Annotated in this window: 21 protein-coding genes, 1 tRNA gene and 1 pseudogene; 14 read left to right on the top strand and 9 right to left on the bottom strand. The window is 52.4% G+C overall.

Annotated elements, in window-relative coordinates; all coding sequences use genetic code 11:
- Positions 1 to 61: 61 nt before the first annotated feature.
- The 9 genes from yajC to CO251_RS14515 all read left to right on the top strand — a co-directional run bounded on the left by yajC (position 62) and on the right by CO251_RS14515 (position 6,565).
- Positions 62 to 343 carry a preprotein translocase subunit YajC gene (gene yajC, locus CO251_RS14550; protein ID WP_103376533.1) on the top strand — a complete coding sequence of 94 codons (282 nt, stop codon included), beginning with the start codon at positions 62 to 64 and terminating at the stop codon, positions 341 to 343.
- A 93-nt stretch (positions 344 to 436) separates the two neighbouring features.
- Entirely contained in the window at positions 437 to 1,690 is a 1,254-nt protein-coding gene (locus tag CO251_RS14545) for a Glu/Leu/Phe/Val dehydrogenase (protein WP_103376532.1), read from the top strand.
- A 43-nt stretch (positions 1,691 to 1,733) separates the two neighbouring features.
- Positions 1,734 to 3,281 (top strand): acyl-CoA carboxylase subunit beta, encoded by a 1,548-nt coding sequence (locus CO251_RS14540; protein WP_369825290.1) that lies wholly within the window; start codon positions 1,734 to 1,736, stop codon positions 3,279 to 3,281.
- A 20-nt stretch (positions 3,282 to 3,301) separates the two neighbouring features.
- A complete protein-coding gene (locus tag CO251_RS17465; protein ID WP_158246369.1) occupies positions 3,302 to 3,451 on the top strand; it encodes a hypothetical protein in 150 nt (49 codons plus the stop codon).
- 49 nt (positions 3,452 to 3,500) lie between these two features.
- Positions 3,501 to 3,899, top strand: a complete 399-nt coding sequence (locus CO251_RS14535; protein ID WP_103376531.1) for a biotin/lipoyl-containing protein — start codon at positions 3,501 to 3,503, stop codon at positions 3,897 to 3,899.
- Complete coding sequence (locus tag CO251_RS14530; RefSeq protein WP_103376530.1) at positions 3,868 to 5,136, top strand: PIG-L deacetylase family protein; 1,269 nt, start codon at positions 3,868 to 3,870, stop codon at positions 5,134 to 5,136. Before CO251_RS14535 ends, CO251_RS14530 begins: the two co-directional genes overlap by 32 nt.
- A gap of 2 nt (positions 5,137 to 5,138) precedes the next feature.
- The gene (locus CO251_RS14525; protein ID WP_103376529.1) at positions 5,139 to 5,969 is read left to right on the top strand and encodes a M55 family metallopeptidase; all 831 of its coding nucleotides are present in this window, start codon (positions 5,139 to 5,141) and stop codon (positions 5,967 to 5,969) included.
- A 30-nt stretch (positions 5,970 to 5,999) separates the two neighbouring features.
- Entirely contained in the window at positions 6,000 to 6,356 is a 357-nt protein-coding gene (locus CO251_RS14520; protein WP_103376528.1) for a VOC family protein, read from the top strand.
- 133 nt (positions 6,357 to 6,489) lie between these two features.
- Positions 6,490 to 6,565, top strand: a tRNA-Ala gene (locus tag CO251_RS14515).
- Positions 6,566 to 7,273: 708 nt separating this feature from the next.
- On the opposite strand, the gene CO251_RS14510 is transcribed toward CO251_RS14515, so the two are convergent.
- Positions 7,274 to 7,597 (bottom strand): DUF4232 domain-containing protein, encoded by a 324-nt coding sequence (locus tag CO251_RS14510; RefSeq protein ID WP_242968648.1) that lies wholly within the window; start codon positions 7,595 to 7,597, stop codon positions 7,274 to 7,276.
- Complete coding sequence (locus tag CO251_RS17845; protein ID WP_242968630.1) at positions 7,492 to 7,938, bottom strand: hypothetical protein; 447 nt, start codon at positions 7,936 to 7,938, stop codon at positions 7,492 to 7,494. The genes CO251_RS14510 and CO251_RS17845 overlap by 106 nt, the downstream gene beginning before the upstream one ends.
- Positions 7,939 to 8,414: 476 nt before the next feature.
- Between CO251_RS17845 and CO251_RS14500 the strand changes: the two are divergent.
- Both CO251_RS14500 and CO251_RS14495 read left to right on the top strand, forming a co-directional pair.
- Positions 8,415 to 8,648, top strand: a pseudogene (locus CO251_RS14500) (hypothetical protein); the annotation flags it as partial.
- A 297-nt stretch (positions 8,649 to 8,945) separates the two neighbouring features.
- A complete protein-coding gene (locus CO251_RS14495) occupies positions 8,946 to 9,503 on the top strand; it encodes a GNAT family N-acetyltransferase (protein ID WP_103376524.1) in 558 nt (185 codons plus the stop codon).
- A 55-nt stretch (positions 9,504 to 9,558) separates the two neighbouring features.
- On the opposite strand, the gene CO251_RS14490 is transcribed toward CO251_RS14495, so the two are convergent.
- Entirely contained in the window at positions 9,559 to 10,674 is a 1,116-nt protein-coding gene (locus tag CO251_RS14490; protein ID WP_103376523.1) for a low specificity L-threonine aldolase, read from the bottom strand.
- 226 nt (positions 10,675 to 10,900) lie between these two features.
- Between CO251_RS14490 and CO251_RS17840 the strand changes: the two genes are divergently transcribed.
- Entirely contained in the window at positions 10,901 to 12,316 is a 1,416-nt protein-coding gene (locus CO251_RS17840) for a hypothetical protein (protein WP_242968629.1), read from the top strand.
- On the opposite strand, the gene CO251_RS14480 is transcribed toward CO251_RS17840, so the two are convergent.
- From CO251_RS14480 to CO251_RS14455, 6 genes are all read right to left on the bottom strand, one after another.
- The gene (locus CO251_RS14480; RefSeq protein WP_103376522.1) at positions 12,313 to 12,681 is read right to left on the bottom strand and encodes a DUF5666 domain-containing protein; all 369 of its coding nucleotides are present in this window, start codon (positions 12,679 to 12,681) and stop codon (positions 12,313 to 12,315) included. The two genes, CO251_RS17840 and CO251_RS14480, sit on opposite strands and share 4 nt — an antisense overlap.
- A 109-nt stretch (positions 12,682 to 12,790) precedes the next feature.
- A complete protein-coding gene (locus tag CO251_RS14475) occupies positions 12,791 to 13,807 on the bottom strand; it encodes a hypothetical protein (RefSeq protein ID WP_146039101.1) in 1,017 nt (338 codons plus the stop codon).
- 271 nt (positions 13,808 to 14,078) lie between these two features.
- Positions 14,079 to 14,465, bottom strand: coding sequence for a GtrA family protein (locus tag CO251_RS14470; RefSeq protein WP_158246368.1), 387 nt, complete (start codon positions 14,463 to 14,465; stop codon positions 14,079 to 14,081).
- Between the two features lie 41 nt (positions 14,466 to 14,506).
- Positions 14,507 to 15,961 (bottom strand): NAD(P)/FAD-dependent oxidoreductase, encoded by a 1,455-nt coding sequence (locus tag CO251_RS14465; protein WP_103376519.1) that lies wholly within the window; start codon positions 15,959 to 15,961, stop codon positions 14,507 to 14,509.
- 842 nt (positions 15,962 to 16,803) lie between these two features.
- The gene (locus CO251_RS14460) at positions 16,804 to 18,219 is read right to left on the bottom strand and encodes a DUF2079 domain-containing protein (protein ID WP_103376518.1); all 1,416 of its coding nucleotides are present in this window, start codon (positions 18,217 to 18,219) and stop codon (positions 16,804 to 16,806) included.
- 46 nt (positions 18,220 to 18,265) lie between these two features.
- Positions 18,266 to 18,484: a hypothetical protein gene (locus tag CO251_RS14455; protein ID WP_146039100.1), complete on the bottom strand. Its 219-nt coding sequence runs from the start codon at positions 18,482 to 18,484 to the stop codon at positions 18,266 to 18,268.
- A gap of 229 nt (positions 18,485 to 18,713) precedes the next feature.
- Between CO251_RS14455 and CO251_RS14450 the strand changes: the two genes are divergently transcribed.
- Both CO251_RS14450 and CO251_RS14445 read left to right on the top strand, forming a co-directional pair.
- Positions 18,714 to 19,256: a methylated-DNA--[protein]-cysteine S-methyltransferase gene (locus CO251_RS14450; RefSeq protein WP_103376516.1), complete on the top strand. Its 543-nt coding sequence runs from the start codon at positions 18,714 to 18,716 to the stop codon at positions 19,254 to 19,256.
- 206 nt (positions 19,257 to 19,462) lie between these two features.
- Positions 19,463 to 20,332, top strand: a complete 870-nt coding sequence (locus CO251_RS14445) for a DUF6671 family protein (protein ID WP_103376515.1) — start codon at positions 19,463 to 19,465, stop codon at positions 20,330 to 20,332.
- The last annotated feature ends 49 nt before the right edge of the window (positions 20,333 to 20,381 follow it).

The raw sequence follows: 20,381 nt of genomic DNA, 5'->3' as shown, positions 1-20,381 counted from the left end.
GCGAAGTCTTAGGAAAATCTGCCACAATAAGGCGCAGAAATGACTGACAGGAAATGGGGAGATGACCACGCATACAACGCATGGCACGAGCACACTGTACTGGGTTTTTTTCGCCGTACTGATCGGCATGACGATTTGGATGTTCATGCAGCAATCACGGAATCAAAAAAATCGGCAAAAGCTGCAAAACAGCTTGCAAAAGGGCGATCAAGTGGTAACGGTAGGCGGTCTGATTGGTACGGTGGCCTCTATTGATGACAAAGTGGTCGTTCTGAAGATCGCGGACGATGTCAAGATTAAAGTCCTCAAAACAGGAATCGGCGGAAAATATCAAGACGCTTGAGCAATTCCGGTTTTCTCTCTAAGGTGTGCTATAATACGGGCGAATTCGGGACCAGACCGGATTCGATGAGACACACTGGGGGAGGCGGAAACAGTGGCGGATTCGTCACTTAACCCGTACTTGCGGGCACAACAGGCGTTTAAAGAGGCCGTGGATACGCTAGGGTTAGAGCCAGCCGTTTATGAAATTCTCAAACAGCCACTCCGATCATTCGAAGTGGCAGTCCCTTTTATACGGGACGATGGCAATTTACAAGTCTTCAACGGATACCGTGTGCAGCACAATGATGCTTTGGGACCGACCAAAGGCGGCTTGCGCTTTCACACGGCAGTCAACATGGATGAAGTCAAGGCGCTCGCCATGTGGATGAGTGTGAAATGCGCATTGCTTGGATTGCCTTATGGCGGTGCCAAAGGAGGAATTGCCTGCGACGTGGATCAGTTGTCCGACCACGAACTTGAGCGCCTCAGCCGCGAGTACATTCGTGCCGTCAGTTTGGTCATTGGTCCCGATAAGGATATTCCGGCACCAGATGTCTCCACGAATCCTCAGATTATGGCGTGGATGGTTGATGAATATTCGCGGATACGTGGGGAAAACACGTTTGGCTTGATTACGGGCAAACCGATGGTAATTGGGGGATCGGCAGGACGCGTTGCGGCCACTGGTCGTGGTTTAGTATTTGCTACAAAACAGTTGGCCACAGAACTGGGCATCGATTTTGCCAAAAGCCAGATTGCTATTCAGGGATTTGGCAATGTCGGGTCGGTGGCGGCCGATATTGCCTATGCTATGGGAGCCAAGGTGTTAGCCATCTCGGACAAGGATGGCGGCTTGTACAATCCCAGTGGCATTAATATTCCTGAGTTATTGGAATACCAAAGAGTGCACCGCTTTCTTACAGGATTCCCGGGTGCAGAACCCATCTCCAATGAGGAACTGCTCGAGTTGCCCGTTGACATTCTCTTTCCAGCAGCGTTGGAAAACCAGATTACAGCGGACAATGCGGGCAAGATTCGGGCGCGCATTGTGGGAGAGGGGGCCAATGGGCCCACAACGCCTGAGGCCGATCGCATTTTGTTTGATAAAGGCATTATGGTCATTCCCGACGTTCTTGGTAACTCTGGCGGCGTGACGGTTTCCTATTTCGAGTGGGTGCAAAATCAGACACGATTTTATTGGAGCGAAGACGAGGTTAACCGCCGCCTGGAAGAATATATGTCCCGCGCCATGGCCGAAATGCATACCATGCATGAACGTTTTGGGGTGACGTTGCGAAAGGCTGCCTATTTAGTGGCGGTGGAACGCATTGCGCAGGCGATGCGTTATCGGGGCTGGTTGAAGTAAACACAAGGGCCCGCTGTTTGGGCCCTTTTCAGGAGGTTTTGTGGTGGACAAGGAACCCTTAGAAGAGTTGCGGCGACGCCAAGCAGCGATTGTCGGAATGGGGGGACCTAGCCGCATTGCTCGTCAACATGCGGCAGGGAAGATGACGGCGCGCGAACGGGTGGCCGCGTTGCTTGATCCGGACTCATTTGAGGAAATTGGCGCGCATGTCCGCCACCGCGCTCGGGCATTTGGCATGGATCAGCAAGAGATTCCAGCAGATGCCGTGGTGACAGGTGTAGGGCGTATTCACGGCCGCGTGGTCTATGTGTTCTCGCAAGACTTCACTTCCGCGGGTGGTTCACTTGGCGAGATGCATGCTCAAAAAATTGTCCGTTTGCAGGATTTAGCGCTCAAAACCGGAGCTCCGATTATCGGATTAAATGACTCGGGTGGGGCACGCATTCAAGAAGGCGTGGATGCGCTCTCTGGCTATGGGGAGATTTTCAAGCGCAACACCTGGTCTTCAGGCGTTATTCCCCAAATTACGGTGATTATGGGGCCAAGTGCCGGCGGGGCAGTCTATTCCCCAGCGCTGACGGACCTTATTGTAATGGTCGAACATACAGGACAGATGTTCATTACTGGTCCTCAAGTCATTAAGACGGTGACGGGAGAAAATGTGACCGGGGAGCAAATTGGAGGAGCTCAGGCTCAAATTCGCAAATCCGGCGTGGCTCATATGGCCGCGGCTGATGATGCCGAAGCCTTGGCACTAGTCCGTACGATTTTGAGCTATTTGCCGAACAATAACCGTGAGCTGCCGCCTGTCACGGCGTGCACGGATCCTTTGGACCGCATGGATGAGGCGTTGGCCGAGACGGTGCCTTTGGACCCGAATAAGCCCTATGATGTGAAGCGCATCATTGCGAGTGTTGTGGATCCGGACTCCTTTTTAGAAATTCAAAACGGCTATGCTGACAATATTGTGATTGGATTGGCGCGCATTGGCGGACATTCGGTCGGCATTTGTGCCAATCAGCCCCGCGTGTTGGCAGGCACGATGGATATCAATGCTTCGGACAAACTGGCGCGGTTTGTAAGACTGTGTGACAGTTTTAATATTCCGCTGGTCACCTTTGTGGACACGCCAGGTTATTTGCCAGGAACCGCCCAAGAGTTTGGCGGGATCATTCGCCATGGCGCCAAAGTCTTGTATGCCTATGCCGAGGCGACGGTTCCCAAGGTGACGGTGATCTTGCGCAAAGCTTACGGAGGGGCCTATTTGGCGATGTGTAGCCGCTCACTGGGGGCAGACTGGGTCTTTGCCTGGCCGACGGCAGAGATAGCGGTTATGGGACCGGAAGGGGCCGCCAATATTATTTTTCGTGAAGATATCAATGCCGCAGAAGATCCCCAGGCGATGCGCCGTACAAAGGCTGAAGAGTACCGAGAAGAGTTTGCCAATCCGTATGTGGCGGCGGCACGTGGTTTTGTGGATGCGGTGATTGAACCCGCGCAGACGCGAGGACATATTGCACAAGCGCTGATGGCGCTGCAAAACAAACGCGATGATCGTCCGCATAAACGCCATGGCAATATGCCGCTGTAACGCGGTGAAGGGAGGATATTATGCCGGAATCGACAAGGCCCGATGACCTCGCCGCGGTCATGATGGCTGTCGCGCTCATGATGGAAGATGAACGAGAACAGACGGCATTCACCGTGAAGATTCGCGAAGTCTGGCCCCAGCCTTCGGAATGGCGATGGGTTGGTTGGTAACGAACACAAGGGTTTAATGACATGCAATTTGGTGGAGGAGGCACAGGAGATGGCGGTACGCAAGTTTCGAATTCGAGTGAATGGGGTTCTATATGAAGTAGAGGCGGAAGAAGTCAAAGAGGCCAGCGCTCCGCGTCAGGAAGTCTCCGCGCAGCCTGCCCCGGTTAGGGAGCCCAAAGCGTCGGCGGAACCTGCGCGGAAGCCAGCTGCTGTCGTCTCCCAAGATGGGGAGACGATCATCGAGGCGCCGTTGCCGGGATCTGTCCTCGACGTCAAAGTGCAAGAAGGAAGTTCGGTCGAGGTCGGGCAGGTGTTGGTGATTTTGGAAGCGATGAAGATGGAAAATGAGGTCACGTCACCGGTGCCAGGACGCGTCAAGAGCGTAAAGGTTCAAAAAGGCAGTGCAGTCGACGCCAATGACGTCTTACTTGTCATCGACCGAGCGTAAGATGGCAGGACGGCGGCGGGTCTTGGTGATGGCGCCTCATCCTGATGACGAGGCATTAGGCGCGGGTGGTTTTATCCATCAGGCAGTGCGGCAGGGCTATGATGTCTATGTCGTTTTGATGACCTCTGGTGACGGCTTTGTACAAGATGCCGAACGCTATTATCTTTCGCTGACCGTTACGTCGGAAGAATACATTCACCTAGGTTATGAGCGCCAAATTGAGGCGCAAAAAGCCATGGCGGCCTTGGGAGTGCCTAAAGAACGGGTGATCTTTTTAGGGTTTCCTGATGGAGGCCTGGATCATTTGTTTTTGCATTATGATGCGGCCGCTTTATTCGTCAGCCCGACCACGGGTTGCAGCCGCGGTCCGTACATCGAGTCACCCACTTACGGCACCCCTTATACCGGGGCCGAATTACTGAATGCCATTATTCGACTGTTCACCGAGATTCAGCCTGATTGGGTGGTTACCCCCCTTATGCTGGACCAGCACCCCGACCACTGGGCGACATCGGCTTTTGGGAGCCTCGCCCTGATGGCGTGCCGCGCCCAAGGTTTGTCGTGGGCGGAGCATACGGTACATTTGGGATATTTGGTGCATTGGAATGGGTGGCCCTTGCCTTTAGCATATCGCCCGGAAATGCGTCAGGAGGTTCCACCTTCGCTTACCACCTATCCTGGTTTGCGCTGGGAGGAGTTTGGCTATGACGCCCCGACGGTTGAAGCCAAAAGGGTCTCGCTGCTGTCTTATGAGAGTCAAGTGGAATTAATCAAGCCCTTTCTTCTGGCTTTCGCGCGTAAGACGGAGGTTTTCGGCCGTGTCACGCCTACGGTCGTTGATCAGGAAGCGGTCTGGCCCCAGCCACGGGCCGAGTCTTTGACGAAATTTTTGCGTCGTGATTATGGTATTGTGGCTAGCCGTTGGCGACATAGGCAAGGGCAGGACCATGTGCAATGCAGGGTCAAACTCGAGGGACTATGGTCCGCGCGGGTCGTCGTGTATGCGTGGGGAAAGGGTCTAGAGTTTTCGGGGTGGACGTCTGGAATGCAGGGCGGAGATGATCCGGGACTGCTGGTAACGCCATCGGCAGACCATGTGGACCTCACGTGGTCTGTGTCAGAAACGGGGACAGAACGGGAGTGGCTGAAGGGCATTGTGTTTTACCGGAATAATAAAATCACGGGGCGCACGGGGTTCTGGCCGTGGCTGTCCGCCGACCCGGAAAGGAAGGGATAGACGTGAAGGTATGGATCTCTGTCGATATGGAGGGCATCAGCGGGATTGTGGACCGTGACCAATTACTTCCTCAGGGGCAGCGTTACAGCCAAGCCGTGCACTACTTGATGCAAGATATCACGACGGTTATTGGTGCTGTGCAAGAGGACCCTGCAGTGACAGGCATTGTCGTCAATGATTCCCACGATGGGATGCTCAATGTGCTATGGTCGTCGATGCCGCAAGGGGTGACGTTAATCTCAGGCGGGGGTAAGCCGTGGTCGATGGTGCAAGGTGTAGATCAGGCGGATGTGGCATTCTTTGTCGGCTATCACGCTATGGCGGGAACGCCGCAGGCCGTGATGGACCATACCTATTCAGGCGAGATTTTTCAAGTGCGGCTCAATGGCGTGGAAGTCGGGGAAACGGGGCTGAATGCTGCCGTGGCCGGTCATTATCAGGTCCCAGTCGGCTTCGTCAGTGGCGATGACAAAGTGTGTGCCGAAGCGTCGCAATTGCTGCCATGGGTCACTGCGGTGAGCGTGAAAACAGCCACCAACAGACGGGCAGCCCACCTGTTAAGTGGCTTGGAAAGTGCGATGGCTTTGCGTCAAGGCGTACATGATGCGTTAGCGAAGTGGCACAGTGGGCGCTTGTCTCCCTTTATTCCTGATACACCTGTGACCTTAGAAGTGACGGTGATGACGACGGATATGGCCGACCGTGCCACGTATTGCCCGGGCACCCAACGCACCGGGGGACGTACGGTGCAGTATACATCTCACAGCATGCTAGAGGTTTACCGCGCTTTTTACACCATCATGGCATTGGCTGCGGGCCGCCCGCTATACTAAAATGCCATGCGTTTGGCATAGGAGGGGTCCATGAGTCTTTTTCTCGGCCTTGAAGAAATTTTGTTATTTGTGCCGGACGTGCAAAGTGCTAAACCGTGGTACGCGGATTTTTTAGGAGTCGACCCCGTTTTTGATGACCCCCACTATTGTGCATTTCGACTCTGTGGGGTGAGCATTGGGCTTCACCCATACGATGACAAAACGCCGACCCGTTCAACAGGGCCTGTGCCTTATTGGCGGGTGGCGGATATCCATCAGAGTATCGCGCAGCTACAGTCCAAAGGCTGTGGGCTGTTTCGTGGGCCAATTTTTGGGGTGGACCAACGTTGGGTCTGTCAAATGACTGATCCTTTTGGCAATGTATGGGGCCTCGTTCAAGTTTACTAGGCATTGTTAAAGCATAAGATGTCCACATTGCGTCCAACCTATGCGGAGTAGTTCACGTCCATTTTATGACGCAAAAAGACGGCACCTTTTTGTTGACAGAACTCGAACAGGCCACTATAATAGGCAATGCACTGGGGGCGTAGCTCAGTTGGGAGAGCGCTAGAATCGCACTCTAGAGGTCAGGGGTTCGACTCCCCTCGTCTCCACCAGTTATCCTCTTCAATTTTTTATCCTAGCCATTTATTCCGTCGCTTAGTTTTATTCTGGACTGTAAGATATTCCGAGCTTGAATGGGTCTTTAGGTATTTTTCTATTTGGACGTCTCAAACATTCGAAGGTTCCCCAAGAAGTACTCTTCCCGTTGTCTTAACAATCCACCTAAAAAGAAAGAGTATCTGTATTCTGTGATTGAAATAGGGTCCCCTTCCCGGTTTTGTTCATCCTCATCCTCGTCTTCCCCAATGGGTAGTGACCTATCGTGTCTGCGCATGCCGTCGACACAGTCTTCACTCGTGTCGTACCCAGCTGTCCTTCCGCGTTTGGCGCATTTTGTCAGAATTTCACCGCGATCTTGTGGAGATTTCGCCAATCCCTTGGGCCATCACACTTTTCGGACTTCAAAAAGTGTCGGCAAAGTGTCGCCACCACTGTAGCCGATAACTGCGTTTACATTGCGTACAATCCTTCTGAGCAGACACTCCTTTTGACAGGCCCGCACGCGGCTCCGTTTTCCGCGTGTGATACGGGGTAGTCGACAGGGGCTCGGGATCGATGGTGTAGGTCCGTCACGGGCGTGAATAAGACGCGACGGTTGTTACCATCCGGCGACAGCAGGGAAGCGCTTTGAGAACCGTTTGGCCAATCGCCTAACTAGAGTAAACCGCAAGGATCGTCGAAATATCGAATCGCAGCTCGGGCTACGGATTAAACTCTTTAGTCCGTGCAATCACAGACACTTCGATACCGGAACTGGAGGAGAAATAAGCGTCGGCATAGGGTAGCCACGCCGACACCACAAACGATCGCGTACTGCCCGGCGGCGTAATCCGTAATTGGTGATAGATTGTAGCTGCCTTGCCGTTCTGACCCGGCATATCAGACCCGATGAATGTCTCTTCGGCCGAACGCCCGGGTTTCAGGGTAACTGTGGGTACGTTCGGGATACCGTGCCCAAAGTAGGGCCCAAACATGGTCGAATCACGGCGAACGGCAAGATGAGATTGGTTCCCGGAGGCCGTAATACCGACGACGGTGGACCATCCGCGGAGCGATACGGGCGAATGGCCAATATTGTAAAATGGATAACGCCGCCGTCTGCGCCGGCAGCCACGGCGCTATGCACAATGGTCACTTTGAGGGTCCCCGTGGAATGGCCATGCGTGGTGGTGGTTACGGTGGTGCTCCCTGTCGAAGAGGGCGTCGTCGACCTCGGTAGCTTCAATCCGTTGCGGGGAACGATATGCGAAACGCGGACCGTTCCATTGCCCGTCGGATTGGCTGCGAGGTGGCGACTGACTCCGCATCCCGCAAGCGAGAACACACCAACGGCCACGGTCGCAACGATTGAAACGTGTCGTCTCATTAGAATGCCTCCCCGAGGCGCGTCTCAAGCCGTCTGACTCATCTGCTTAAACAACGACGGATGGAGCGAATTGGTTACGCACAGAGAAGGAAACGGCGGTCAACAGACATGCGCGACGGGGATCATAATCGAAGGGAGGAGCGCAATGCTCAGTGGGGCGATGCTTGGCACCGCCACGGAGGTTGTTCTGTGCAACCATGTTCGCACATGCCTCGCCGTTCTGAGCCTGTTGCCGAGATTTCGCGTCAAAAATTCGAAAAAGAGTCCACTTTCATTCGATGGGGGCCTGGCCTAACGTTTGGATAGTTTTTGATCCCCCAAGACCGGAGTCAGGCATCCTTTTCCTCGAAATCGGCCCGCGGGCTGGCGGAGTACAACGGGCGATTGTTAAGTCGTCTTGAGGAACAGATGGCTGAGATTTTGGGCCGCTCTGTCGACCTGGGCGGAAATTCTCCCAAAATTGCAACCGAAGATTCAACACGAAGGAGTATCTGCGTTTGAGCGCCCCGCGGGATGATGAGGTCATCATCGAAACCATGGTTGATGCGTTTACCACGATTTTACACTGCGGACCGAGCCAGTTGAGCTGGCGCTTAAAAGATCGATACTCACACATCTTGTGGCGTGACATGATTGGCTTACGCCATCGAGTTCACCATTATGGTGGAATTGATTTGTTGCGGTGCGGGAAACAATCCGCACGGATTTGACGCCGCTTCTCGAACAATTCATTGCATTACAAGACCAGATGACATCGATGTAATAGTGCTTAGGGACCGCCTGATTGCTTGGGCCTTGTTTTTTATGAACTCAATGAATATCCTACAAATACCGAATGGGGGAGGGATGGCCATGATGCAAAGCGTGGTATGCCTAAAGAACTTAAGACCGGAAGGATCCATGAGTCATAAAAAATTAGAGAGAGTGTGAGATTGTAGGTCACGGGGCATTATCCTCAATTTCTTCGGTGTGGCAGCGGTCAGGACCTCTCGTGGGAGGCATTTTGCTTGATCCAAGGAACCCGAATCACCCTGCGTCCTTTTACCCGCGATATGTGGCGTACGTATTACCATTGGCGTCTCGACCCTGAAGTCATGTTTTGGGCTACGGGAGAGTCATATGCGTCTAGCCTTGTACCGGAAGAAGCATTTATGGCGGCATTCGAGCAGAGTATTTTAGTGGACCATCACCTAGTATCTGGCTGTTTGGGAATATTTACGGATGACGATGACTTTATCGGTGAAGTCAGTTATCGGGATATGGATGTTGTGGCAGGCAGCGCCGTTCTAGGGATTCTGATTGGGAATAAATCTTACTGGGGCAAGGGATATGGGACGGATGCAGTTCGAACGATGTGTCGCTTTCTGTTTCAGCGATTTGGACTGCGCCGCATACAATTAGACACGTGGCCTGGCAATGTCCGTGCCTTGAAGGCCTATGCTAAAGTCGGATTTCAAGTGGAAGGACGCTTACGTGAAGCGTTACGAGTTAACGGGCAGCCTATGGATCAAATGATATTGGGTCTATTGCGCCACGAGCTGTTGGAAGACGAAGCAATGTCCTAAATGGGACGGGAGCCCCGGTAAGATTGGTTACCGGGGCCCTTTTTAGGGGCCAACGCTAGTCAACGGATTCCTTGGTGCGCACCGCGTCCAATAGCAACGTATTGAATTGGTCAAAGAGATCGCGTAAGGCTAGCTCAGGAATCATGCCGAGCTGGTCACCCACACTGACCTCAAAAGAGCGGCTGTGGGTTCCCTGTTCGCGTAAAACTCCTGTCAGACCGATGGCGGATGCGCGGTGAAGCTGCTCTAATATCGCCTCGACCTGTTCCTTGGGCAAGTCGATGTAGACATGAAACATATTGCTGACAGGGACCAAAGGCATAGTCCAAACGCCTTGTAAACGATTAAAGCGTGCGGCTAACTCTTGCGCTTGGGCGTAATAACGGGCCATGTTGTTGACACGCCGATGAAAAAAGTAGTCGGCGGATAGAATGTACGGATATAAACTGATGAGGTCGCCGCCATGGCGGCGTTTCCATATTTTTGCCTGATCTGTGAATGGCTTAGGTCCGGCCAAGATGGCTCCTGCAATGCCACCGATCCCTTTGTAAAAGGATACATAGACGCTCTCAAAGAGGGCAGACACCTCAGCCGCAGTTTTTTGGTAATAGGGCAACACCTCGAACAGCCGTGCGCCATCTAAGTGCAGAACGATGCCTCGCTCACGGCAGACATGGGCGATGTCTTGGAGCGTTTCGAACGGGGGGAGTTGACCGCCAATTTCCCGTTGTGGTAACTCGAGCAGTAAAACAGCGACGGATTCAGGCAAGTTGACGACGTCCGCTAGGTCGATGAGGCGATCGGGGGCACCAACGAGGATCGGCTCAATATGGTGAAGGTGGCGCAATCCGCCTTCTTCGTGAATTTCTAAATGGCATAGGGGATGGTACGCAACTTTGTGAAGATTTTTTTGGTCGCACCAAATGCGCAAGGCAATTTGCTGTGCCATGGTCCCGCTAGGAAAAAATACGGCACTCTCTTTACCCAAGTACTCGGCGATTTTGTTCTGAAACTCCTCGATGATCACGCCTTGACCATAATAGTCCGCGTCCGTCATTTCCTCAGTGTCCGCTAACGCTTCTTTTAATATCTGGACTCGCCGGCGGCCATGGCCGCTGATTTGATGGGACGTTTCTTTAAACGAAGTCAAAAGCGCATTGGGATTCGGCATCGGTCAGCTCCTTCGGGTTCATCTGAGGGCAAAGACGTGCGGCTCCTGCAGACGATGCATTCGTTTTTTACTTGGGGTCCTAGGCTGGACCTGGTTATTCTCTTGAGAAGTATAGCGCTTTTTCCGTAATCGTGGCGCCGTGATTAGCCAAGGGGGAGCAGAAGACGTTGTGTGTAACCTCCAACGGGTGCACTACGTTCTATATTGCAGAAATCGGAGGTGCGAAATGATGAAGACTTTCAGTTTGGTGGCGGTGGGCGCGGCATGCGGCTGGGTTTTGACCGGATGCGGTGCTACGCATCAGGCCGTGCCACCGCAACCGAACAAAGCCGCGTCACGAACCCAAACATCGCCCGCACGCAACAAGTCGACGGCGACCCCGCGTCCTACGTCTCCTTCACCAAATCTTGCAAGCCAACCAAATGGGACATCCGCGATTAAAACGTCTGTGGTCACAACAACAGCGCCAACGGTGACGGGACCCTTTAATCCGGTTGTGATGCAGGCCATGAATTACGTAAAAGTGCATACTCAAGTGGCCTTGCAAGCCCCGGAAACCATTGCGATTCCTGCGACCTCTCGCTACCTTGCCGCATCAGCCACCGCTTCCCCCACGTTCTACCGGGTGAATCTTCAGCTGACCAAGACACCCATGGGTTTAAACAATCCCCAGGATGACTCCGGCGTTAACGGTGGTTTAGCAGATGTGCTTGGCGGATTTGGCGCCACAGAATATGGTTCCCCGAGTGGAGCCGCTGCCACCTTGCATCAGTTGCTCTATATTCAACCACCGTCTTCGGCGCCCCAAACGGTGAATCTCGGAACCGGGTTGACAGGAACTCGTTGGAATAGTGGACTGGTCGAGTGGCACGAAGGCGACTGGACGTTAGAAGTGGTGGGAGGATCTGTCTTAGGGGATGTGCAAAAGGCGCAAGAGGTGGTGCTATATCTGCACCGTCATTTGTTGCCGGAGACCCGCGGGGTGCTCGAAGTGTTGAATGCGCCGGACGGGGCGCATACCACCGTGATATGGCAGGAAGGCTCGGTATTATACCAAGCTGATGACTATCATTCTGCCACCGGCGCCATGGAAATGGCGATGTCCATGCGCGAATATCCTTCCGGGGCGATGCCGTCGATGGACGCTGCGGCCACATTTTCGACACCGGAATTTGCGGGGGTTCATGTCAGACGTCTCACCGGTACGCAAATCGTGCCCGCCATTGCGCAGGGATATCAAAGCCCTACCGATAAGGCGATGGTGTTTTCCAGCAAGGCGTTTGTGCCACTGGAGGGATTTTCTGGATATTTAGATGGGCATTCGTTCGTTTTCGATATCTATCAAAATTACCCGAATGGCTTAGTATTGGGAGCAAGCTATCATCATGTGCCAGTGTATTTTGGCCCCGGCCCCAGCCCGGTCTTTAGCGTGATCAACTTTACAGGGGATGAGGTGGTGTTAGGAAATCCTGCGGCAGGCAGTTATATGGCCATTAATCTGATGACGGGGCAACGTACGGTGAATCTGTCCGCCGTTCTTTCGTTGAAAGGCTATCCAGGAATCGGATTGCCCTCGCACATTCTTGGGCTCCCCGGCACCCATTATTCGCCCCAAATTGCATATCCCCAAGACCCTTCTTAAGAGACGTGCACAATAAGGGCGACCAATTGGTGGCCCTTTTGGTGTTGACCCTTGACCATAACGACATTGCCCACTTTGACTGATGTGACGGCAATCGGTTTGTGTTGTGATGTAAATCGCGTGTGAGGTGTGAACACGAACACTTTCGTTTTGTCTTTTTTCGTCGTAATGGTGAGCGATGTCGAGGAGATAGCGGTGACATGACCTTTCACATGGACATCTCGCGGATGAGAAAAAGTATGGGGAGAGCTGACGGTCTGCGTAGGTGCTTCAGAACTCGGTTTCGGTGTTGTTCCGCATCCCGTGATAAGCCATCCTGTAGCGGCTGCAAGAAGGGTGATGCGGAGGATAAGTGATCGACGCATTGGGGTTTTAACCTCCTGTTGATATAAAAAGGACGGCAATGAGCAGATTTATCTTTGATCCAAGGGAGTGTGGAGCAAGGGCGTTAGAGCGCCCTTGCTCCACAATAGTTTAATTAGCCGTGGAGGCGTCATGCATGACACGAATATGCACCTTATGGGCGGTGACGTGAACGGCGACCATGGCATCCGCTGGAATTTGCGACAAGGATGCTGTGGGATGTCCGGGGTAGACGATAGTGACGGTTTTTGCGGCAATATTCACGGTGGCTTGGCCCCAAGCGGTCGTGAGGTTAAGGGCCGAGGTATTGCTTCCCGTTAAGGTTCCCACGACATTGTGTCGTGCGATATCAGCAACTTTTTTCCATGGCGCGAGGTGTTTGGGCATCAGGGCCAAGACAGCGTGGGTTTGCGGGTTGAGAATGGCCTGGACGTGTTGACCGACTTTTAGGTGGTCAAGCCAATGAGGCGCCGGGGAAGGCACCGTATAAGATACGGTTCCCCATTTTTTGGTCGTGAGCGTAATAAGGCCATTGGCAGCACTTGTAACATGGGCGAGGGTCCGGTTAGCCGGTGCTGCCAAAACCGTCGGGGCGAGGCTTGTCGAGGACGTCACACCGTAGGCGGTCACGCTTTGCCCTGGCGTGAGAGTCGAAAAACCAACGAGTTGTGCGGTACTGACTGCGGTCAGCGTCCAGGTTTTCTTTTTGCCCACAACTGTCCAAGTTCCATTAGTATTTTGTAAGGTGCCGTGGACCACCGGGACCAGAAAGATCTGGGGATGCGAGCCTTGCCAGCTAACAATGCGCAGGTGTTCTCCTGTTTTGATAGTATTAGCAAGGACACTATAGGGGCCCGCTTTTATCGCGGCATTAGCTAACGATATGGTGTGAGACAGTGCGTTCTTGCCATGCGTCACGGTCAGCGTTTGTCCGCTAATCGCTGTAACCCGGACAGCTAGGCCTTTATAGTGGGTATGTTTTTTCGTATGGGGCATGACGGTGTTTGTGCTAAGTTGAATGGCTGGGGAAGGGGCTGGTGAGGACTGAGCGAATGCTACGGCGCCTCCTCCGACGACCATGAGGCCGGATAGACCAATAATTAGGGTCTTGGTGCGATTGGTCATCACAAATGTGCCCTCTTTCGTTGTAATTTGTGGAAGAATGCAAGGCAGACTTGATTGCACTTCCAGTGTCATCTTAACCACTCTTACTGAAGTCGCCCTGAAAATGCCCTGAACTTCTGCTGAATCTTTGAATTGGACGATACAATTGATGGGAAAGACAGCGGTTTTGGGTGTCTTGGATAAAGGTGGAGGGTGGTGCACCGTGAAAGGGTGAGCGCGGCCTTAACAAAAGCCCAAGGAAGCACCCCCCGGGGCCGTCTTCAGTGGTGCGTCGTCACTGTGCGAAGGTGATCCAGCGATTTGCGGTAAAATTCCAGAGAAAGGCGGTGAATAATCCCATTGCCATCGCAATGGGGACTGCGATATGTGCGGAGGCGACCGCGACCCACACAGCGCCTTCGTTCAGAGCTAGCCCCATGAGCGCGACGCCAATGAACAATGGTAATTGACGCGAGAGCATAGCGGATGGGCTGCGAAACGTCCAACGGTGGCTTAAAGGATAGTTGACAGCAAGGCCTACGAGAAAGCCCATACTTTGACAAGCCAGGTAGGACCAATGGCTAAGGTTGTAAAGAACAAAGCTCGTTGTCCATGCCCCCAGGGCGGCGATACCGCCTGAGAGCGCATATTTTATGGCTTGGCGGATTAGGGAGACGCGCAATAGAGCAGCCAGACAAAGACCGGGGGCAATGAAAAGCTGTTTTACGCTTTGACGACCTTTTGAGGTACCCACCGTTCTTGTTGAGTGTGTTCGAGATATTCGGCATCGGTGTTGACGGCCCATAAATTGTAATCTCCACCTAATAGATTGCGAGCGGCTAAAAACCCTGTCATCATCGCATGATCTTGATTATTATAACGGTGCATGCCATTGCGGCCCACGAGCTGCAAGTTGTGAGCGATGTGCGCTAATTCGTGTCGGATGGTGGCAATCCGCTCTTGATATCCTTCATCGTAAACCGGATAGGCTTTCGGCACGCGTACGACGTGTCCATCCATAATAAGGTGCTCCTGTTTGATGAGCTTCATGCGGCGCAGCTCAGACTCGGCAAGCGCTAGCAGCGCGTCATCGCTCTGATTCCACAACCCGTCGCCTTCAAAACAAAAGTATTCCATCCCAAGACATGTTGTGGACGGATCGGGGACCATGGCCGGACTCCAGTTGCCGAAGTTTTGTATGCGTCCGACTAAGACTGAGGGATCGTGGATGTAAATCCAGTTATCGGGAAACAAATTGGAGGTGTTGATAATGAGCGCGACTGTAATGAAATCGCGGTAGTGCAGGGCGCTAGCAGCCTCCCATGTAGCGGAACTCACGGCGGGACGCAAAGCCTGAACCAGAGAGCGTATGGGCATGGAGGAGATTACGTGGTCAACACAATGCTGGGTGATATGACCATGTGCATCTGTGGCCTCCAAGGCCACAATTCGGCCGTTTTGGTGAGATAGGCTGATGATTTTCTGACCCATGAGCAATTCCGCGCCCTCTTCTACCACCATTTGTCCAACTTTTTCCCAGAGCATGCCAGGGCCTAAACGGGGATAGTAAAATTCCTCAATAAGCGTCTTCACCATGTCTTGCTTCGTTTCTCGTTTGGGGAATAGCGCGTGGGTTATCGCGCTCATCAAGTTTAAGCCTTTTATCCGCTGCGCAGCCCAATCGGCGCTGATCTCATTACACGCAATGCCCCACACTTTTTCTGTATACGTTTTAAAAAATATGGTGAAGAGTCGACGACCAAAATGGCGTACGACCCAGTCTTCAAATGTCTTTAATTCTCGATGCGGTGCGGCTTGGGCCTTAGCATAATCCATAAGACATAAGAAGGTATTGAGTAGGCCCATGTTGGAAAAGGCATTTAGGGGCTTAAGAGGGTAATCGTAAAATTTGTTTTGGTAGTATATGCGTGATTTACGTGGTCTTACGAGAAGGTCGACGCCTAGAATTTTCGCCCAAAAGGCTTCGACTTCTGGGCTTTTGGAAAAAAATCGGTGGCCTCCGATGTCAAAACGATAGCCTTTATACTCGACCGTACGTGAGATCCCACCCACAAAACGCGGGTCTTGTTCGAAAATTTTTACGGTCTGTCCATGTCGCGAGAGCTCATATGCCGCACTTAACCCGGCAGGTCCGGCTCCAATAATGGCCACTCTCATGTTTTAGGTCTCCTCTGACACTGAAATTGATTCACCTTAACCCAAGATGCGAGGCGCAAGACATCAACACGGTCCAATGGCTCTACTTATGTCTAGCGACTGTCATAGTGTGGCGAAATCTTGGGTGTATGGCCGCTACATGCTATGCCATGTGGGGACGTGCCCCTTAACACGGCGGAACAGGAGAACAGGGCGTGAAACGCGCAAATTCTTGTAATCTCCAAGGCGTTGAAGAATAGCGTGACGTTGGTGGGATGCCTTTTGTGTGACGGCTTCCAAGAGGAATGAAACCCAGATGACCGCCGGTTTGATTCGGAGTTATATGATTTAAACTACATAGACCCTTTAGGGCAGGTCTGCAGCCAAGAAGGCATGGACAATGAAGTGAGGATAATACGTCAAGGCCGCCTCGCACGCCGTTTGTTAAACCCAACATGACGGCCTTATCTACGAGTTGTTCTCCATGTACAAAAAAATCAAGCGTTGCGATGATGATGAGGTATAAGATAGTTAGATCAATCAGGTTGTGCGTCACAATGGATCTCACCTTTGATATTCAGCTTACAAGATATACCATTCATTTGCATTTGATGTCTACTACAAATAGTACCACAACTCAAGGAAAATAGGGGAAATTTATACATTTTTTGTCATAATATGGTGGAAATAGGTCGCGTATGTCGTGGTTATCATAACGCTTGTTCAGATGAGGTCGCGGGTGTGTTTGCGGGGTGGTTGCGATCTGGCGTCTGGAATGGGGGGGGGGTTCAGATATTGTTCCTTCCATGGTACGCAGACACAAGGCAAATCGCTTGTGTAGTCGACTTCTGATCTTTGGCTTGTCATCTCTTCTCAAATAACCAAATGTTGTGTTGGTGCGCGATGACTTTCCAATGGGAATTCGCCCGCAATATATGGAACCAATGGTGGAGTGCCGCCGCAGACACAAGTTCATTCGACATATCGTTCATATCTAGGAAGGCGTAGGTGCCAGGCCTACTGCTTGCAATATCGCTCCCATCAATTAAACGAATGTGGGACCGATTGGCCAATAACGCGATATCTTTGTTCATCCCGATTACGGGAGCGTTCGGCGGGATGCGGTGCGACATATTTCGCAAGACTCTTTGGTAGGGTTGATGATAGGTGAGCAATTGACCGGAAGCTTGGGTAAAGGTGAAGAGCAATAAACCAGCCATGGCCCACGGCCATAGCCATTTGGTTTGTAAACGAATCTTTGGCCAGAATGTGAGGGCGGAGGCAAACAAGAAGGGGACGGCGGGAATCCAATATTGGTGAAAAGGATAGATTTGTGGGTCAAATCCAGACAGCGCATTGAAGGCGAAAACGGATAAAATGGGAAGTCCATAAGGTGAGGAGAATGCGCTCAACAGCGGTAGAACAAAGCCGAATGCCAGAAGAAGCACGACAACGGCAGCAACCACGTTGGGACGGGTCCAAGCATCGAAAATAAGCCCGGGATGTGACAAAAGATGAACGATGGCTGCCGTGGGGTCTACTCCAAGCCACCCATAGGTGACAGCCCAAACCGCGACGCCATGGGGATAGATCCAGGGCAAGACCACGAAAAAATCGAGCAGCACAGTTCCTAATCCAATCAAGATAGCGATAATGCCGTAACGCGTCGCCTTGTGAAGCAGAAGACCAACGCCAAAAACAGCGGTCACCGCGGCACCGACGTCTTTGGTCGCTGAGGCGATGAGGAGCCCTATCACGAATAGTCTAAGGCGCCTATTCTCAAAAGCCCAAATGGCCAGAAAGAATCCTGGAATCATCATCACGTCGGGATGCCAATCGAAAAAGGCAGGACCTATCACAGCAGGATAGAAGGCATAAAGGAGTAGCCAGCCTATGAGATCTAAGGCGGTGAGTTGATACTTCTGAGCGTAATAAAAAATCCCCAAAAATCCTGTACTCAGGGCAAGGACTTGAATGAGAAGAATGCCTGGCTGACCGATTAAGCCATAGAGCACTCCTAAGGGATAGAGAATGTAGCTGCCGGCATCGGCTAACGCGGGATATCCCACCACCGTGTCGTATGCGCGCCAGTGTCCTTGACTGATGAGCCACAAGGCTTGGCTATACCATGCCATGTCCATGCCCGTGGCGTGCCAGCTTTCTAGACGCCATAGGGATATGACTCCCGCCGCAAGGGACAAAGCAAGCGCCACTGCGATGGCAACCGCTTGGACAGAGCGTTTCGGATGAGAAATAGGATTGGCTAGAGATTCGTTCACAGGAAATGCTCCGTTTCATGCGTAGTGTGAGGGGACTATGCCAAGTTTACATGATATGAAAGGCTCCGAAGAGCAAGCCACAAATCAGCTCCAAGCGAAACGCTTGCCAATAGCGAAGACGAGGCCACCCAAAGAGGTCTGGCAAGGTGAGATTCCAGAGCCACATCAGAAGAGCAGGAATGCCAAAGACGACCACGGCGACCAAGAAGACACCCAACGAACCGAATCCAGCAAACGGTAACAAGGGAAACCCGCTAAAGTTCAATAAGATCACGCTCCTCTTTGTGAGTCCGACTGGTAAGTTTAGGATATCATAGGCCAACTTTTCTAATGGATATGGAACGCTTATGTCGTAAAATAGTTTGGAAGGTCATAGCCCATCATGGAAACCTGTTGGTACGTGGGCTAGTCATTGAGTCGATGGCGACGTGAGCATAGAGGCAGCGTTTGCCCCCCTTTTGGGAAGTTTATTTCGGAGAAGGGATTTGAAAGCTGTGGCTAAGCACCTTGTTCAAGAAGCTGTCTATTGGAGCCGGCTAGATCAAGGGGATTGGTCGTTGTATTTAGCAGCGACTGAGTCCGGATTGTGTGCTATTACGCTCCCTCACGACACGTTTGCTACGTTAGAACAGTGGATTGATGCGCATATTCCTGGGGCTGTACTCGAGCACAATGTCATAGCACTTGCACCATATACGACTCAACTACAGGAGTATTTTAACGGCCAGCGTCAGCACTTTACCTGTGCTGTGGATATGCGTGGCACAACGTTTCAACGCCGTGTTTGGAACGCGTTGCGGGATATTCCCTTTGGCACGGTGCAAAGTTATTCCGATATCGCTGCCCGTATTGGAAGCCCGCAAGCGGTTAGGGCTGTTGGTGCCGCCAACGGCGCCAACCCGATCCCCATTGTCGTGCCTTGCCACCGCGTTATCGGCAAGAATCGAACGCTCACTGGCTACCGAGGAGGGTTAGAGGTGAAAGCGCATTTACTGGAACTCGAAGGAATAGCGGTGAGTCTAGATGCACGGCGCTAAGACTAGTCTTCTTCGTAGCGATTTCCCCGTGGTAGGCCAAGGATTGGTGTCATGAAATAATGTCTAAGCGCACATGGAAAACCGAAGAGGAAGCACCTATGGCCTTTTGTACGCTATAATAGTCGCGACATATGAGTCGCACGAAGGATATCAGAATGCTTCGGGTTGGTTCAACAGGGCTTAAGAAGCGAGGAGCGTGGGCGTTAATGAGTGACCCATATGAACCGCACCCTTATCAGGGTCAGAAGGCGGTGTTAGCGACCAAGCATCAAAAGGAAATCGTATTGGGACCGCCCTTACAGCAAGCTGTCGGATTAGATCTCTATGTTCCTGAAAACATCGATACGGACTTGTTGGGGACGTTTAGTGGAGAAATTGAACGACATGGCACACCGCGGGACGTTGCGTTACGCAAAGCCCGGTGGGGGATGGAATTGACAGGCTTGTCGTTAGGTTTGGCGAGTGAGGGGAGTTTTGGGCCTCATCCGCAGCTGCTTTTTGTGCCGTCGGATCATGAATTGCTCGCGTTTATTGATCAAGAGCGAGGCATAGAAATTGTTGAGCAAACGCTGAGTGTCGAAACCAATTATGGCCATCAGGCGGCGAAATCTGTGGATGACCTGCAAGAATTTTTAACCCAGGTGCAATTTCCTTCGCATGCGTTGATTGTGCGGCCACACTCGGGATTTCAACCGGATTTATTGTTCAAGGGGATCTCTGATGTGCCTAGCCTTCGCAATGCTGTCGCCTTATGCAGCGCAGCATCGGCAGATGGGATGGCTCATGTGGAGACGGATATGCGAGCGCATGTGAATCCCATGCGGCAGCGCGTCCTAAATGCGTTAGCGGCCCAGTTAGGCAGACGGCTCGCATCGCGTTGTCCTTCCTGTCACGCACCGGGATTTGGCGTGGTCGACGTGGTCAAAGGTCTGCCCTGCGAGCAATGTGGGCTTCCTACCCAGCTCATTAGTGAAGAGGTGTTTGGCTGCGCGGTGTGCACCTACCGTGAACAATACCCGCGAAGTGACGGTCTGCAGGTAGCGCCTGCGGCGAGTTGTTCCTTTTGCAATCCATAACCAATAACGGCTTACTCTCATTCGGGCCTCTTGCGTGTTCTAAGCCTTA

The sequence above is a fragment of the Sulfobacillus sp. hq2 genome (assembly GCF_002903155.1).
GTDB lineage: Bacteria > Bacillota > Sulfobacillia > Sulfobacillales > Sulfobacillaceae > Sulfobacillus > Sulfobacillus thermotolerans.
This window is presented reverse-complemented; position numbering and strand designations above follow the sequence as displayed.

What these genes read in the sequence shown, in the direction of transcription:
- yajC (WP_103376533.1), top strand. Translation starts at nt 62, where the DNA reads ATGACCACGCATACAACGCATGGCACGAGCACACTGTACTGGGTTTTT.
- CO251_RS17465 (WP_158246369.1), top strand. Translation starts at nt 3,302, where the DNA reads ATGCCGGAATCGACAAGGCCCGATGACCTCGCCGCGGTCATGATGGCT.
- CO251_RS14535 (WP_103376531.1), top strand. Translation starts at nt 3,501, where the DNA reads ATGGCGGTACGCAAGTTTCGAATTCGAGTGAATGGGGTTCTATATGAA.
- CO251_RS14530 (WP_103376530.1), top strand. Translation starts at nt 3,868, where the DNA reads ATGACGTCTTACTTGTCATCGACCGAGCGTAAGATGGCAGGACGGCGG.
- CO251_RS14520 (WP_103376528.1), top strand. Translation starts at nt 6,000, where the DNA reads ATGAGTCTTTTTCTCGGCCTTGAAGAAATTTTGTTATTTGTGCCGGAC.
- CO251_RS17845 (WP_242968630.1), bottom strand. Translation starts at nt 7,938, where the DNA reads ATGAGACGACACGTTTCAATCGTTGCGACCGTGGCCGTTGGTGTGTTC.
- CO251_RS14490 (WP_103376523.1), bottom strand. Translation starts at nt 10,674, where the DNA reads ATGCCGAATCCCAATGCGCTTTTGACTTCGTTTAAAGAAACGTCCCAT.
- CO251_RS17840 (WP_242968629.1), top strand. Translation starts at nt 10,901, where the DNA reads ATGATGAAGACTTTCAGTTTGGTGGCGGTGGGCGCGGCATGCGGCTGG.
- CO251_RS14480 (WP_103376522.1), bottom strand. Translation starts at nt 12,681, where the DNA reads ATGCGTCGATCACTTATCCTCCGCATCACCCTTCTTGCAGCCGCTACA.
- CO251_RS14465 (WP_103376519.1), bottom strand. Translation starts at nt 15,961, where the DNA reads ATGAGAGTGGCCATTATTGGAGCCGGACCTGCCGGGTTAAGTGCGGCA.
- CO251_RS14445 (WP_103376515.1), top strand. Translation starts at nt 19,463, where the DNA reads ATGAGTGACCCATATGAACCGCACCCTTATCAGGGTCAGAAGGCGGTG.